Origin of the sequence: Halotia branconii CENA392, assembly GCF_029953635.1 — a bacterium.
In the GTDB taxonomy this organism is placed as follows: domain Bacteria; phylum Cyanobacteriota; class Cyanobacteriia; order Cyanobacteriales; family Nostocaceae; genus Halotia; species Halotia branconii.
The window spans coordinates 4,060,970-4,077,673 of record NZ_CP124543.1; the positions used below are offsets into that span (position 1 = coordinate 4,060,970).

12 protein-coding genes are annotated in these 16,704 nt (G+C 39.3%); 5 read left to right on the top strand and 7 right to left on the bottom strand.

What is annotated here, in order from left to right:
• Nucleotides 1-82: 82 nt before the first annotated feature.
• Nucleotides 83-685 carry a hypothetical protein gene (locus QI031_RS17840; RefSeq protein WP_281480996.1) on the top strand — a complete coding sequence of 201 codons (603 nt, stop codon included), beginning with the start codon at nucleotides 83-85 and terminating at the stop codon, nucleotides 683-685.
• Here QI031_RS17840 and QI031_RS17845 read toward each other — a convergent pair.
• Entirely contained in the window at nucleotides 648-1,235 is a 588-nt protein-coding gene (locus QI031_RS17845; RefSeq protein WP_343217867.1) for an IS630 family transposase, read from the bottom strand. The genes QI031_RS17840 and QI031_RS17845 overlap by 38 nt on opposite strands.
• The gene (locus QI031_RS17850; protein ID WP_281480997.1) at nucleotides 1,220-1,720 is read right to left on the bottom strand and encodes a helix-turn-helix domain-containing protein; all 501 of its coding nucleotides are present in this window, start codon (nucleotides 1,718-1,720) and stop codon (nucleotides 1,220-1,222) included. The genes QI031_RS17845 and QI031_RS17850 overlap by 16 nt, the downstream gene beginning before the upstream one ends.
• Here QI031_RS17850 and QI031_RS17855 point away from each other — a divergent pair.
• Nucleotides 1,707-3,716: a calcium-binding protein gene (locus QI031_RS17855; protein WP_281480998.1), complete on the top strand. Its 2,010-nt coding sequence runs from the start codon at nucleotides 1,707-1,709 to the stop codon at nucleotides 3,714-3,716. The genes QI031_RS17850 and QI031_RS17855 overlap by 14 nt on opposite strands.
• A gap of 277 nt (nucleotides 3,717-3,993) precedes the next feature.
• On the opposite strand, the gene QI031_RS17860 is transcribed toward QI031_RS17855, so the two are convergent.
• The gene (locus QI031_RS17860; RefSeq protein ID WP_281480999.1) at nucleotides 3,994-4,920 is read right to left on the bottom strand and encodes a cobalamin-binding protein; all 927 of its coding nucleotides are present in this window, start codon (nucleotides 4,918-4,920) and stop codon (nucleotides 3,994-3,996) included.
• Between the two features lie 680 nt (nucleotides 4,921-5,600).
• On the opposite strand from QI031_RS17860, the gene QI031_RS17865 reads away from it, so the two are divergent.
• Nucleotides 5,601-5,789 (top strand): hypothetical protein, encoded by a 189-nt coding sequence (locus tag QI031_RS17865; RefSeq protein WP_281481000.1) that lies wholly within the window; start codon nucleotides 5,601-5,603, stop codon nucleotides 5,787-5,789.
• A 44-nt stretch (nucleotides 5,790-5,833) separates the two neighbouring features.
• Entirely contained in the window at nucleotides 5,834-8,203 is a 2,370-nt protein-coding gene (locus QI031_RS17870; protein ID WP_281481001.1) for a PAS domain S-box protein, read from the top strand.
• Nucleotides 8,204-8,370: 167 nt separating this feature from the next.
• On the opposite strand, the gene QI031_RS17875 is transcribed toward QI031_RS17870, so the two are convergent.
• Together QI031_RS17875 and pruA are read right to left on the bottom strand one after the other, a co-directional pair.
• A complete protein-coding gene (locus tag QI031_RS17875; RefSeq protein WP_281481002.1) occupies nucleotides 8,371-8,817 on the bottom strand; it encodes a GNAT family N-acetyltransferase in 447 nt (148 codons plus the stop codon).
• Nucleotides 8,818-8,873: 56 nt separating this feature from the next.
• A complete protein-coding gene (pruA, locus tag QI031_RS17880) occupies nucleotides 8,874-11,858 on the bottom strand; it encodes an L-glutamate gamma-semialdehyde dehydrogenase (protein ID WP_281481003.1) in 2,985 nt (994 codons plus the stop codon).
• A gap of 623 nt (nucleotides 11,859-12,481) precedes the next feature.
• Here pruA and QI031_RS17885 point away from each other — a divergent pair.
• Entirely contained in the window at nucleotides 12,482-13,684 is a 1,203-nt protein-coding gene (locus QI031_RS17885) for an AAA family ATPase (protein ID WP_281481004.1), read from the top strand.
• A gap of 183 nt (nucleotides 13,685-13,867) precedes the next feature.
• Here QI031_RS17885 and QI031_RS17890 read toward each other — a convergent pair whose 3' ends face one another.
• Nucleotides 13,868-15,178 carry an ATP-binding protein gene (locus tag QI031_RS17890; protein WP_281481005.1) on the bottom strand — a complete coding sequence of 437 codons (1,311 nt, stop codon included), beginning with the start codon at nucleotides 15,176-15,178 and terminating at the stop codon, nucleotides 13,868-13,870.
• A gap of 183 nt (nucleotides 15,179-15,361) precedes the next feature.
• On the bottom strand, nucleotides 15,362-16,663 hold the full coding sequence (locus QI031_RS17895) for a tellurite resistance TerB C-terminal domain-containing protein (RefSeq protein WP_281481006.1): 1,302 nt from the start codon (nucleotides 16,661-16,663) through the stop codon (nucleotides 15,362-15,364).
• Between the last annotated feature and the right edge of the window lie 41 nt (nucleotides 16,664-16,704).

Consider the following 16,704-nt stretch of genomic DNA (forward strand, 5'->3'; position numbering starts at 1 on the left):
GAAAACAGGGTTTTCATCTACTTGAAATTACTACACCATTCATTCCAGATTCATTTCCACCTTTACGTAAGGACAAAAATTGATGTCAGATATTTGGGAAAATGCCATAAATCTCACTCTCAATACCCCTTTGACAGGCACTTGGTCAGGTGCTGTCAACGACTATCAGTTTGCTGTAAACAATACTTTTACTGGCATTGGACAAACAGCAACCACAGCCACAGGTGCAGATGTAGTTTACAAGTTCACTGCTCCCAGTGCAGGCACTTATTCCTTACGCGTCAAAGCCTCGACTTCTGCACCTGATATTGTGCTGTATGCCCTGAATAGCATACCAGCAACGACTCCCAGCACACCCATCAATATTAACTCTGCTAACGTCTTGGCAGGAGCTAATCGTAACAGTAGCAATAGCCAGCCAAGAGCGGAAGAGGTCTATAATCTCTCCTTAAGCGCCAATCAAACCATCTACTTAGTAGCGGATATCGCCTCTGGCACTAGCACCTCTGGCTTTACAGTAGAAGTTAACCCAACGGTAACGGAAACAGAGTCCAACGATACACCTGCTACTGCCAACCCCTTGTTTTTTGGTATCGAAGGCTCAATTAACCAAATTGGAGACTTTGACTATTACAGCTTATACCATTTCACGAAAAGCCTGATACAAATAAAGCATCCAGAATAAAACCCCAACCTGTAATATTCGCAACAATTGATGTGTTTAATTCCTCAAGACGTTGCCAAATAACTGTTCTTAACTCGTCCAAATTAGCAAAGCATTCCCAACTTAAATTCCTTTTTACTTCTTCCCATAAACGTTCAATGGGATTGACTTGGGGAGTATGTGGAGGTTGAAATAATAAAATAATATTTTCTGGAATTTTAAGAGTCTGGCTTAAATGAAAAGCACCATTGTCTAATTGAAGTATGTGTATATCTTCCGGATACGTAGCTGCAAACTGTTCTAAAAAGATATTGAAGCAAGCTGTGTTGAGATGAGAGAATTCCCAAATATAATACTCACCAGTTAACGGCTCTACTAAACCATATAAATAGAAATTTTCTCGTTTCCATTGCATGATGCCAATAGGTTTAATGCCACAAAGCGTGATCAGTCTTCCTAATTCTGTTTTTAATCCTACACGGCTTTCATCACCACACCAGTATCTAATTTCTTTATGTTTATCTTTTGGCTCTATGACGTGTTTTTTTATAACTTCTAGGTATTGTGGCAGTTTTTTTTAAATTCTAATTCTGCTTCTTCATTGTGTTTTATCCCTACTGCTCTTGGTACTTTTAACTTCGCTTTCATTCGATAGCGTACTGTATCATGTACTACTTTATACGACGCTCTCACACCTTGAACCGCTTTCAACCATGTTCGGATTTCTTCATAGCTTTTAAATCCAAATGGCTGTTCAAGTTCTTTTAAAAGTTGTTCTTTGGTCGAACCATCAATAATTGGCGGTCGCCCTGGACTTTTTTTTGTTGACAATAGACCGTTTATTCCCGACTCTGTATATGTTTTTAACCATCTTTGCACTGTCACTCTTTCTCTGCCTACGACAAAAGCTGCATCCTGTACCGTTCTTACTTGCCCCATTTTCAGTAAATACAAAGCTTGAACTCGTTCACGGCTTGATGCTGTTTTCTGTTTGACGAGCAGTTCATGCAACTGTTGGACTGATTCTTTTATTTCGACTTTGGTGACTCCAACCATTTTTACCCGTTCATATTTATTCCTAATTTATCTGTATCATACTTTTAGTGAATTGGTATTAGGTACTCCAGCATCTGGGTCGCGGGTGTTTGCATTTATTGACGGGTTGGCTGGTAACACTTCTGATTTTGATCTGCGTGTCACCACAGCAACTGACACTTTGGAGTATGATGATTTAGATGGAGATGTTCTGTTTGGGCAATCAGGTTTCAACCCTAGTATTGCCGGCACCTCTTTAACAGGTGTTCCCAGTTACTTGCAGGTGACACGTTACCAGAACTCCACTGTGGCTGAACCCTATCGTCTCTACGCAGTGGTGCAACCCGGTATTGCTAATGCCACCGTTGAAACTGAGGGTAACGACACCCTAATCACCGCCAACACTGCCAGTAATAACTATTTTTCCGGGGCGCTCTCCTCAACGGCTGACTTAGACTTTTACGCCTTTACTGCTCGCGCTGGCGATTTAGTATTTCTGAGTTTGGATGCTGACCCCCTCCGCAACAACACACCCTTTGACGGTAGGTTAGCCCTGCTGGATAGCACCAATACTATTTTAGTTAATGTTAATGGTGGCGGTGGTTCTTCTAATACCACTTTAGGCATAGGCAGCCTCACAGTCAGCAATCCCAACTATCCCAGTGAAGGGCTGGTCTATCGCATCCTCACTGATGGTACTTACTACGCCCGTGTGAATGCAGCCTCTACATCCATCGGCGATTACCTGCTTTCTATCTACAGCATTGCAGCCACCTCAAACAGCATTCAAGGCACATCAGGTGCAGATGTCTTGTTTGGTACACCAAGTGACGATAGCATCAACAGTGGAGATGGCAATGATCGCATTTTCGGTATAGCAGGTAACGACACCCTAAATGCTGGCGCAGGTAACGACTATGTATTTGGCGGCGTAGGCAATGACATTATCAATGGTGACGATGGTAATGACTTTTTGTATGGCGAAGCCGGCGATGACATCATCAATGGTGGCGACGGTGGCGACAACCTCAATGGTGGCGCTGGTAGTGATACCCTCAATGGTGGTTTAGGCGATGATATCTACACTGTTGATGCAGATGACACAATTAATGAAAATGCCAATCAAGGCATAGATCAGGTCAACGCGGAGATATCTTGGACACTAGGAAATAATCTTGAAAACCTCACCCTCAGAGGTAATGCCGCAATTAATGGTACTGGCAATGAACTCAATAACCAAATCTTTGGTAACGATGCTGTCAATACCTTGAATGGTGGCGGTGGTAATGATTGGCTTTTAGGCAAAGGCGGTAACGACACACTTATTGGTGGCGATGGCAACGACCGACTCGATGGCGGTAGTGGTGATGACATCCTCAATGGTGGTAATGGTAATGATCTTTATGAAGTAGATAGCCTCAATGACCAGCTGATTGAAGCTGTAGATGCTGGCACAGATACAGTTTTGTCTTCTGTAACTTGGACGTTGGCTGATAACTTCGAGAACCTAACTTTGATTGGCACTCAAGTTATTGATGCTTCAGGCAATAGCGTTAATAACCGCCTACAAGGTAATGCCGCTAATAATGTTTTGTCTGGTCTTGATGGTAATGACTACCTCGCTGGCAATAATGGTGATGATGTACTCATCGGCGGTATTGGTAGTGATACCCTTGTCGGTGGTTTGGGTAGAGATATGTTTGACCTTGCTGATACTCGTACTGGTGGCTTTGATACTCTAGTTGATTTCAAGGTGGGCGATGATACTGTTTTACTCTCGGCTAGCGACTTTGGGCTAACTCAATCATCAGGTGTTCTCGATTCTGGTTTGTTTGTTCTTGGTAGCATTGCTACTAATAATACTCAACGCTTTATTTACAATCAAACTCAAGGTTCTCTTTGGTTTGATAGTGATGGCAATGGTGGTAATGCGGCGGTACAGATTGCTTCGTTCTCAAATCGTGTTGCTCTTTCTAATACTGATTTTCTAGTGTTTGATAATGGTGGTTTAACATAGCTCTATAGCGATAGCCACAATTGTTATGACATTTATGTGTTCCCTTTGAATCAGAATACGATGTCCTAAATGAACGTGAGTTCGACGTTTATAAAGAACCCCTTTTTAAACCTCTCTCCCACGGTGGGAGAGGTTCATCGAACTCACGTTTTATGAGGTGTGCGATCGCACCATACTAATGATGTAGTCAAAAAAATACGCTCATATTGTGAAAACCTGTTTGAGCAAATTATGTTTTAGATCAAAGAATGCTCTATGGCTTCGGCCACGGAAAGTGTCAAAAAGGTTCCCAGCCAGTTCCTTTGTAGCCATAATCAAAAATCTCTGGATGCAAAATATCTGCCAAAATTTCTAAAGAATCTGCTAGTCGTGGCCCTGGACGGTTGAAGTAGGCATTACCATCTGTAATGTAAACTCTACCACATTGAACAGCATGGAGTTTTTCCCACTCTGGACGTTGAGCTAATAACTGGGCTTCTTGACGAGTGCGATTTAAATCAAAACCGCAAGGCATAAAAACAATCACATCTGGATTACTGACTATTAATGTCTCCCATTCCAACTTAGGAGAAGGTTGGCCTACTACGCTAAAAAGTGACTGTCCTCCTGCTAAATTGACTAATTCGGGAATCCAATTCGCACCTGTCATTAAAGGATCAATCCATTCAATACAGGCAACTTTGGGAAATTCGTTGAGAGAAAGTCCTTGGATTTTTGTCTGACAAATTTTGACGCGAGCTTCTAAGTTTTCGATTACCTTTACTGAGTCTACGCTAAAAGTATTACCTACTCGTTCAATATCAGCCCAAACATCCTCAAGAACATTGGGGTGTAAAGAAATAATCTGGGGTGAACTGTGGGTGAGGCTAGCAACTGCTTTTTCGACTTCTTCAAGGCTGACAGCACAAACGTCACACTGGTCTTGAGTGATAATGTGGGTAGGCTGTAATTGCTCTAAGACATCTGTTTTGATTTGATAAATACTAAGAGCAGATTGTAATAAATTATTTACTTCACCGTGAATTTCGTTGCTGGGAACGTTGCTATCCAACCGGGCTTGGGTACAAATAGGGCGATTCTGGATTTCTGGAGGATAATCACATTCGTGCGATCGCCCAACAATTGCATCAGTTAACCCCAGCGTAGCTAAAATCTCTGTTCCGCTGGGAATTAAAGAGACGATTCTCACACTACTATTTGTCATTATTCTACCTCTGCAACAGCTGTTACACTAATTTTTACAAACTTCAACCCTTAGGGTATCTTTCTCTAGAGGAATGCACAGATTTTTAAATAGTCAGGATTTGCAATATAGCTGTTTTTAATTGTGAGTACTACGTAATTACTTAAGTAATTAGAACTAAATTATCACAAATTTTATACTTTTTAAGTTCTGCTGAGAGTTGCGTGTATTTTTTGATTGCCGAAAATACTTCCTTATTTGACTCAGGAGTTAGGATTCAATTAAATTTTTCCTCTTTACCTGACTAATTTTTTGAAGTTGCATGTATTGCATTTAGTCGAATGCCGTAACTCTTTTGATAAAGCTGTTGTGTAGGCGATAAGCACAACATGTAAAATAATTAACGTTCTACTGTTTTGTCATCATCATACAAAATTTAAAGCATTAGCTCCAAATTTATTCTTTAGGAGTGATGCAAACTTGGTATCTTCAGTGTTAACTAATGTAAGCATAAATAACTCTGTCTCTTAATCTATGGTTTTGACTCTTCGACTACGCTTAGGGTCAAATGATTTAGGTTCAGGAATTTAAAAGGTACGTAGATTTTGCGAACTCAATTTACAGATTTTGTTATATTACGTTTTTTGTTGAAATATAATAAAGATTTAACAAATGTTTATCGTTTACGTAGACCGTTAACCATGAGTCAAAAGCAAGCGATCGCTCTTGATCTAGCAACTGAAGCGAAAGATGAAGTTTGCGCTTTAGAAGGGTTAAGAATGGAGATACAAGAATATTTACTGATTAGAAACATAAAATCAATAATTTTATACAGAGATAAGCTACGTGTAAATGAACAACAAAATATTTTTGCCGTCAAATATTATTAGCAACAACTGCGATTTTTATCCAGTGGCTATTTTTCAAGTATTATATGACACCACATGAGGGTGGAATTACTGTAGATGATAACCATACCCTGGACAACATGACTAACTATGAAGTTACAGAACTAATTTCCCCAAACAGCTTTGAACTTTTCACCCTCGAATCACAAGATTTGATGAAAGAAAATATACCTTCCGGTTGTGAAAACCCCAGTGAAGTAATTGTAGTTAGAAAAGACGGTTCTACTTTTCCTGTAGAGCTGCAAGGTAAAGTAATTTCTTCCCAGGGGCAAACAATGCAGGTAATGGTGGTTAAAGATATTACAGAAAGTCAGCAAGCCCAAGAAGCTTTGCAAATTAAAGAAAACGAACAGCGCAAACAAAGTCAAACATTAGTGCAATTGGCAAGGAGTAAGACATTTCAACAAGGTAACTTAGATACGACATTAAAAGAAATCACTGAAGCTGCGGCTCGGACACTCTCAGTCAAGCGAGTTGGCGTATGGTTATACAACGAAGATTGTTCTGCGATTGAATGTGTTGATTTATACGATGTAATTACAAGAGAGCATACCTGTGGTAGGTCTTTTTTGAAAGCGAATTATCCTGCATATTTTCAGGCTTTAGAAGTAGAACGCAGTATTGCCATACATGATGCCATTAACGATCAAAGAACCCAAGAGTTATCTGCATCTTATCTTTCGGTATTTGGTATTGCTTCTTTGCTAGAAGCACCAATTTGGTTAGGTGGTCGTTTGATAGGAGTAGTATGCCATGAACACTTTGGCAAGATTCGTCAATGGACTTTAGAAGAAGAAAACTTTGCTGGATCGATCGCAGATTTTGTGACTTTAGCAATTGAAGCGAGCGATCGCAATGCTGCACAAGAAGCACTACGAAAGAGTGAAGCCCAATTTCGAGCAATTTTTGAGCGTTCTTCTATGGGCATCGGGCTTTCTGATATGAAAGCACAAATAGTAGATGTCAACCCAGCGCTGTCTCAGATTTTGGGTTATCAGCGCGAGGAACTATGCGGTAAACGCTTCATAGATTATATTTCACACCGAAGAGGAGATTTAGAACTTTATAAACAACTAATTTCCGGAACTCACTCCAACAACGAACAATCTGTAGCCAAACATCACATTGAAATGGAAAGACAACTCCTGCATCAAGACGGCAGGTTAGTTTGGACTCATTTATCTGTTTCGATGATTCCCGGTTGGAATGGTGAACCAGAGTTTTTCTTAGCGACTATCGAGGATATTACTGAACGTAAGCAAACAGAGTCAAAACTACTCGCCTCTCAAGCAGCAGCAGAAGCTGGTAGTCGAGCGAAAAGTGAATTTTTAGCAACGATGAGCCACGAACTGCGAACACCCCTGAACGCAATTATGGGCTTATCTCAATTGTTACAACAAGAAATGGTTGGCTCTCTCAACGAGAAGCAAAAAGAATATATAAGTTGTATATATGACAGTGGTGAGCATCTGCTGGCGGTGATTAACGATATTTTGGATTTATCTAAGGTGGAAGCAGGTAAAGAAGAACTGTCTTTATTACCTTTATCAGTGCCAGAATTATGTAATTACGCCTTATCGACAGTAAGCGATCGCGCCCAAGAACAAGGATTAGAACTTACAAGTATAATTGATCCAGAAGCGGATATATGCATTGCTGATGCACGGCGCATGAAGCAAATGTTACTTAATTTGCTTACCAATGCCATTAAATTTACCCCAGAGGGAAGGGTTTGTTTAGAAGTCAAAAAAGTCTCTGGAGGTGTGAATTTCACAGTCTCCGATACTGGTATTGGTATTAATGCTAATCAGTTTCAATTTCTCTTTGAACCTTTTAAACAATTAGATAGTCGCTTAAATCGTCAGTATGAAGGCACTGGTTTGGGCTTAGCATTAACTCGTAAACTAGCACGACTGCACGGGGGAGATGTGACAGTTGTTTCCACTTTGGGAGAAGGCAGTCAGTTTACTATATTTTTGCCAAATCGCTCAGATGAAGAAGTAAACACATTGTCTCCTGCTTCTCATACCAAAAAACGTATTTTACTTATAGAGCCAGAGGAAAACACTGCCGTATTTTTGCAAGATTATCTACAAATAATTGGCTACCAAGTAGATTGGACAAACAATAGTAATAGTTTTCTCCAAGAAATGCGAACCCTAAAACCAGATTTAATTTTATTGGATGAGCAATTAGAAGGAGATATCAATAGTTGGGATTTATTGAAAAGTATCAGACAAGAATCTGATTTGCAAAATTTACTAGTAATAATGATGAGTGTTAACGAACCTCCGTTAGAAAAAGTTAGCGGTTTAAAAAGTGAAGTTAACGATTATCTTGCCAAACCAATTCGCATAGGACAATTAGAAACCCTACTGAAGCGGTACTTAAAATAAATATTGTGTCCGATTAAAGACTTGTCATTAAGACCGCAGGGAGCAGGGGGAAAGAAGGTTTCATGCTTGATGCACAGATGCGGGAATTGTGACTAATTACGCGGACATGATACAATTACAAAATTTTTTCAAAATAAGTATTTTAATGATCAAAAGATTATAAATTATCACTTATAAATATTAAGTTTTTTTCTCATTTTTATATGCAAAATATCAGCTTCTGTAAACGTTTCTCCTGTTTCTATAAAATCCAACTGTTTGTATAAATTTTTAATATATACTTGGGCATGAACTACAACTTCAGGAATATTTTGATTTGCGATAATTTCAAGTGCTAATTCCGTCATTTTCTTACCTATACCTTGTCTTCTAGCTACAGATAAAACAGCTAGCCTTTCTATCTTGGCAGTATTATCATCCAAATATCTAATTCTAGCAGTACCCACAGCTTGTTGATCTAAATAAGCAATCAAATGGTTAGATATCTCATCTTTGCCATCAAATTCTAAAGCAGGGTCTACTTTTTGTTCTTCTTGAAAAACTGATTTTCTAATTGCTGCGATCGCTGGAAAGTCTTCAGGTAATTTAGCTATTTTTATAATTAAATTATTCATCCAAATCTTTCTGTAGTTCAATTATAAAATAAGGTGGGCAATGCCCACCTATAAATTTAATCTGCGCCTTCAATTGGTGCAAAACCTTGGCGCTGAATATTTTCTGTAACCGTGCGCGGTTCGAGGAATTGCAGCAGATAATCAGGCCCACCTGCCTTAGAACCAACACCAGAAAGTTTAAATCCGCCAAAGGGTTGCCGAGCAACGATCGCGCCTGTAATATTGCGATTAATGTATAAATTGCCGACTTCAAAATCTGTTTGCGCCTGTTGGATGTGGGAAGGCGTTCTTGAATAAAGTCCCCCAGTTAAAGCATAATTAGTACCGTTAGCGACTGCTAAAGCTTCGGCAAAATCTTTCACCCGAATTACTGCCAGTACAGGGCCAAAAATTTCTTGCTGGGCAATTATACCATCTGGTGGTACTTCACTAAAGATCACAGGCCCAACAAAATAACCTTGTTCTGGTGCTGGTAATTCTAGTGCTACTTGTGCTTCTGCCTTACCCTTTTCAATATACTCGCAGATGCGATCGCGGGCATGAGCATCAATTACAGGCCCAACTTGCGTACTTGGTAACTCCGTCTCCCCAATATTTAAAGATTTTGTTGCTTCTACCAACCGTTGCACAAAAGCATCATAAATTGGTTGCACCACAATCACCCTGGAGGCAGCAGAACATTTTTGGCCACTATAACCAAATGCTGATTGCACCACCCCGACAACACCTTGGTCTAAATCAGCACTTTCATCAATGATGATGGCATTCTTTCCTCCCATTTCCGCAATTACACGCTTCATGTGCTTTTGTCCAGGCTTGAGAGTTGCCGCCTCTGCATAAATTCGACAGCCAACTTCCTGAGAACCAGTAAAAGCAATTACATGAGTATCAACATGATTTACCAAATAAGCGCCGACTTGTGAACCTTTCCCTGGCACGTATTGAAAGACACCTTGGGGTATACCAGCCTCAACCAAAATTTCTGTGAATTTGGCAGTAATTACAGAAGATGTTTCCGCAGGTTTGAGCAAAGTACAATTCCCCGTAACCAAAGCTGCAACAGTCATTCCGCAAGCGATTGCTAAGGGGAAATTCCAAGGAGAAATCACCACAGCAATTCCTCGCGGTTGGTAAATATAACGATTCGTCTCTCCAGCCACGTCATAAATCACACCTTGATCTAGACGTTCCATCTCATCAGCATAATAAAGACAGAAATCTATCGCCTCAGAAACCTCTGCATCTGCCTCCTTAACTGGCTTACCAACCTCCAAAACAATCCAAGCAGCAAGTTCAGCGCGGCGTTGTTCCATCAAATCAGCAGCCTTACGCAAAATATCAGCACGTTGCTTCGCTGGTGTTTTCCTCCAACCAGGAAACGCCGCCTTCGCCGCTTGCATCGCCTGTTCTGCCTGTTCCACACTAATCAGCCCAACCTTCCCAATCACCTCACTAAAATTAGAAGGATTCAGAGAATCAATCACCTCCGAAGTACTAACATACTCACCATTAATCAACGGTAGATAACTTCTTCCCAACTGCTGACGAACAACTTCAAAAGCTTCAGCAGACATCCTTCTTTCTTCCTCTTTTGCATAATCACTATCTGCCACACCCGGAAAACTTGTCTTTTCTTCTTTGCGCCTTTGCGCCTTTGCGTGAGATAAATCCACCCCCGGCGCTGCTAAAAGTTCCTCAATTGGTCGATTCTCCAAATTTTGCCGTAAAAAAGAACTATTAGCCGTATTTTCCAACAAACGCCGAATTAGATAAGCCATTCCCGGCAACAACTCCCCATAAGGACAATAAACCCTAACCCTGTAACCCTTATCAACCAAAGCCTTAGCTAACTTATCACCCATCCCATAGAGGACTTGCATTTCAAACCGCCGCCGAGGTACATTTAAACTTTCAGCTAAAGCTATAGCCCTAGCTTGCGATCGCACATTATGACTACCAATGGCAGCGTAGACATATTGATGATTTTCTAGCAATAACTGAGTTATGGTTTCAAAATTAGCATCCGTTGCCGCCTTATCATTGTAGACAGGCTGTGGCCAATGCTTTTGTTCTGCCTTGATAGTTTCTTGATCCCAATATGCCCCTTTTACCAAACGAATTGTCAAAGGATAACCGCGCTGTTTTAACCAATTAATTAAATCTTGGGCATCTTCCTCACTATCACGCAGATAAGCTTGGATTGTCATGCCAATATCTGTCCGTTGCCGAAACTCTGCTTCCAGCAACAATTTTTTGAGAATATTTAAAGTTAAATCTTTATACGCATACTGTTCCATATCAAAATGCACAGCTGCGCCTAACTCTTTAGCACGACGTAATAAAATACGAATGCGATCGCTAACTCGCTCTTCACTACCTTTCGCATCTAATGGGTCAAATTGCGAATAAAATGCCGTTAACTTCACAGAAACTTGGACTTTGGGGATAGATTCACCATCAGCCTCATCAATGGCAGGAATTGTTGACCAACTTTTTGACGCTGCTACTAATTGTTGCATCAATTCTAGATAACGTTCTAGATAAGACTGCGCTTCTGCTTCAGTAATGACAGCCTCACCTAATAAATCAATGGTGAAAGCCATTTTTTCTTTTCGCAGCCGTTCAACTGTCTTAATGACTTGTTTAATATTTTCCCCAGAAATATATTTGTGGGCTAGGGTTTCTACTGCTGTGCCGACAGTTGTAGCCGCAACCTGCCCCGGCATAGACTCAGGGTTAGCAAAGTTAAGCATTCCCTTGAGGGCGGCTGGTAATTCTACAGATTCATCTCCTAAATATTCTTGTAAATGTGCAGCAACTTCCGGTTTACTATGTAACGCTGGCAGTGTATCTATAAAGCGAAATAACTGCACCCGCAAACTTGGATTACTCATTGCCCAAGCTAGTAATTTATCATCCCAGCGCATTTGATCGCGGAGGGAAGCCAAAAAAGAGCGATTTTCTTGAGTTGCTGTGAGTAATTGTTTAGCAATTTCTTGAGTTTTAGGTTCGTAGGTGCTGGTTTTTACTTGTAATACCACTGATAATAATCTCCTGTTAAGGGGCTAGGGACTAGGGGCTAGGGGCTAGTGGCTAAAGTGATATATTCCATCTATATAAAACCTTTTCCCAAGTCTGTGTCTTCTATTTTGACGTTTTCATCTTGCTGTCACCATAAGTAGAACGTAAATTAGTAAAATTAAGCGACAAAGATGAAGCCGCAATTTACTAAATTCAGATTAAATGAAACATCAGTTTACTATTGACATTTTTGTATTACGTATGTTACAAAACCTAATTAGATAATAAAAAGTGTCGTTGTGTAAATTTTGCTGTAAAAATTATCTAGCAACTAGCATAGTCCTTATCTACTAACTTTATATCTATAGCAGTTTTAAATCATTTGTGAAAATTATCTATTTCTTTCTTCTTTCTTTACTTTGCGTCCTTGGCGTTCTTCTCTCTCTAACGAGACGCTACGCGATGGCGGTAGCCTACGGCAAGCCGCTTTGCGTCTACATTTCCTTATCTATATTTTTCACAACTCATTTTCGGATTACTATAGTAAATTGAAATATGACCAGTGAATTTATCTATAAAGCTATGTAATAATTAAACAACTCAGTTGTGATATCAATCAACTACTGCTGTATAAATAAAAAACATGGAATTTGATTATTTTAGAAGTAACGAAAATAATGCTGCAAATAACAAAAGTCAAAGTTTAATTTCTAGCGGTTGGCGACCATTTCGGCGAGATTTAGACTGGGAGTTTTTATGGCAATTGTGGTGTAATGACACACATGAATTTACTCAAAAATCGTTTAATTTAGCTAGTAATTTTGCTGAAGTATTAGGACGCAATAATTATACTTGGTGGGCTAATTTATTAAGTGTAGTATCTGATAACACCCGCTACGAATTTGAAAAATTTTGGAACTACATTACACCTGACCCCCAATCACCAGACCATCGCTACAAGGATGTTTTAAGTACAGAAACGCCTATTGTTCAATTTGTCAGTCGTAGTAGTATTCCTATTGATTATGTCCTAAATCGATTGCAAGAAATTACTGTACTACGAGTTCTGCACTTATTAGAACGTCCAGATATTATTACCCAATATTACTTAGAAAGAGATTTTTATCTGCCTGTAGAAAAGTTTATCAATTGGGAACGTTTAGAAGTTATTAATACCGTTTATGCGTATTGGTCAAAGTATGATATTTGGCTACAAATTGACTCTTATGATCGCGGTCGGCGACAATATACATTAATGTCCAAAAATATATCGCCATTAATTAACAAAGCGACTTACGATTTAGCAGTCATGCTGAGTGGATATCAAAGTCGTGTAGGTAAAGTTTATAGTCAATTTCCTATTCGGACTTTTCCAGCAGATATTCAAGAATTTACTGACATATTACAACAGGCAGTGCTAAATCAAAACCAGTTAGCGGTTGTAGTACACGGAAAACCGGGTACAGGTAAAACAGCATGGACACAAGCAGTAGCAAAAGAAATTCTTGTACCTTTAGGGTATGTCATTTTTATTTTAGACCATGATGCGATCGCTAACTTTGTCCCACCAACTTACTTAGAGCGTATTTGTATTATCATCAACGAAGCCGATAACCTAGCCCAAAATCGGGCTTTTGAAGTAGCACAATACAACAATAAAACAGAACATATTTTAAGTTTACTAGATGGAACTTTATACCAAAGTGTAATAGATGACTCTGGGATTCAAATCAAGCAGCGGTTAGTTGTCTTAATGACTTGTAATACTACCGAAAGATTAGACCCAGCTATGTTACGGAAAGGAAGGGTAGATTTGATGTGTGAATTTACGCAACTATTTGTATAAAAAAACATTATTTAACTCATCTTCTCTGCGTCTCTGTCTTGAAAAGTTTGTTACGGAGGAGCAAGTGGCGTGGTTTCCCCCATGAGCAACTGGCGTTGGAAACCCTCCGACGCTCGCAGACTCGCTACCGTTACGCTATGACAACTTTTCGCTGCGCCTCTGCGTGTGATAAATTCACCGTAATCACAAACTAAACTCCGCTGCATCATCCTCATCCACAACAGTAGGCTTAAATTGAGAGTCATGAATTAACTCATTAAAACTCATTTTCGGATTTTGATGAAGGATATTCAACACACTAATAAAATCCCGGACAATTTCCCCTGGCGTAAGTAACGCTTCCGCCCCCAAGCGACTGACAATTTCTTGAACAAATGCTTGTAACTCACGATTTGTCAAAGTCTTTTCATACCCAAAATTCAGCGTATGAATCTCAGATATGCGTTGCAAAAGCGTGAGGATTTCTTCCTCACTTAAAGGATTTAGCCGAATCACAGGCCCTAAATATTCTTGCACATCGGTCTGTGTAGCGAAACGGCTTTCTTTAGTGCGTCTTCGCCAAGCTTGGTCTGCGAAAAGTCCTCGGTTTGGGTCTTCTAAAAACTTTGTTGTCCCACCAATGAAAATCCCTAGATGTTCGGCTTTACATTGCATGGTGTCATTAAACATTGCTAAAAGTCGGTTATAGTTCTTTTCACGAGTGACTGTAGCGGGTATTTGATATAAATTTACGGCCTCATCAACTAAAATTAACAGTCCTTTATAACCAATTTCAGCGACAAATTTAGCTAATAGCTTAATATAATCGTACCAACTTTGATCATCAATAATAACGCGCACACCTAAAGCTGTTTTCGCCTCGGTTTTGGTGTTGAACTCTCCACGCAACCAACGCATTGAGGCATTTTTCAATTCATCATCGTCTAATCGGTAGCCACGCCAGTAAGCAATAATAACATTACCAAAATCAAATCCGTGAACTAAATCTTCAATATACTGAACTACTTCTCTAATTTTCGCTTCAACTTGGTCATCAAAACCATCATCATTGGGACGCAAACTAGTTTCTTGGACTACTGTTTGTTGAATTTTATTAATCCATCCTTCCAAAATTGAAACTAAAGCACCACCATCAGGACGAGTTTTTGTAGCCAAGTGGCTCATTAATTCTCTATATGTTGCTAGACCTTCATTATTACTTCCTGCTAATCGGCGTTCTGAAGATAAATCAGCATCAGCAACGACAAAACCTTGCTCTATAGCCCGGTTACGAATTAATTGGAGAATAAAGCTTTTTCCCGAACCATAGTTACCAATTATAAAACGAAACGCGGCGACACCTTCTGCAATATCATCAAGATTTTGTGACAAGCTTTTAAGTTCTTTTTCTCGACCAACTGCTATATGTTCAACTCCCATTCTAGGAACTACTCCTGCACCAAGGGAATTGATTAAAGCAGTAGAAATTTTTTTTGATATTTTGAGCTTTGCCATGTAGTTCACTTTACTGGATTTTCAATGCAGAGGCATGTACATATAGTAATCAGGTTTGATTCGGTGAATTTATTTGTGTAGATAGGGAACAGTTAAGAAGGGATAGATACGTACTGAATCGTGTTCAAAAACCAAATAGGAGTCCTATGAATTATCAATAATCTGACAACATTCCAAAAGTTTTTAATTTGGTGAAGCATGTCTAGTCATGATAACTTCATACATAGAAAGCAATTTTCTGACGTTGACTATATGCTCTTGATAAACTTCTGGGATATCTACACTTGGCTCAATGATTAATTCTCCAATCGTATCGTTTGCACATTCATTAATCGAGTCGATTAACAGATTTGGCATTGTAATATGGTCTTCGGCAATTTTTTTAATTGCCATACTAGGATTATCTTGTTCTACTATAGCTTTTAGTACCTGAATTTCATGACTAGGCAACTTTTCGAGGAAATTAGTCCACTCTTCAGGTAAGCTTTCAACTACTTCTGAAAAAGGCAACAAATCATTTTTTTCTGGTTGGATATTTCCTGGCAACAAATCTTGATTGAGTATTTCTGTCTGTTGAAGTAATTCCCAAACTTGACTTTGTAATAAATCGCGTTCTTCTTGTAGTAATGAAACTTCGCTTTTTAGCTGTTGTAGTTCGGTTTGTTGTTCTCCTCTTTGCTTTTTTAAAGAATCAAGGCTAGCTGCTATATCGTCTTTTTGTATGGCTGTATCTACAAGCAATTTGCTTTGCTGATTAACTTCTGTTTCTAAGTCTTGAAGGGCAATCCGTAGTTCGTAAAGTTTTTCTTCTAATTGGGGTTTTAGTCTCCCCAATAAAGTTAAGTTACTCTCTATTTCTTGTTTTTCTTGCTGGAGTTCGCTAATTTGACTTTGCATCTGATTGATTTCAGAACGATGGGCGTTACAGTGCAATTCTAGACGGCGTTTTTCTGCTGTGAGAGTTGTCAAGGAATGATTCAGTTCTACTTGATTATTTTCAAGGATATAAAGTTCAGTTTTTAACTTATTAGATTCATCTTCTAATTGCTTTTTTTGCCCAGCAAAACTGCCTAATTCTCTGTGTAGGCTATTTCTTTGATTGCGGCATTCTAAGATTTGATTTTGGAGTTGTTGCGACTCTTTATATAATAAATCTCGATGCGTTTCTATTTGGTTGATTTCTCTGACAATCCGGGACTTCAATCCCTCCATGTCTTTAATTCGCTTGTGCAGTGAACTTAAAACTAGCATTTCATGATTTCTACGTCGCTGGTCTACAAACAAAGCTGCTGTATAAGTAGCAAGGACAGTAATTATAGCTGTAATCAGAGATTGCTTAAAATTCCAGTTAGGAACAAGACTCAAACCAAAACTCACACTAAAGGCAATTATACCTAAAATCAATCGATTACTTACCATTAATGATTGCATGTTGCTGGTTTTTAGCGTAGTTAAGTTATTAGAAGCAGTAGGTATTAAAGACATTATCCTTCACTTGATAGTGCGGATTTTTCCAGTTGTAAGTG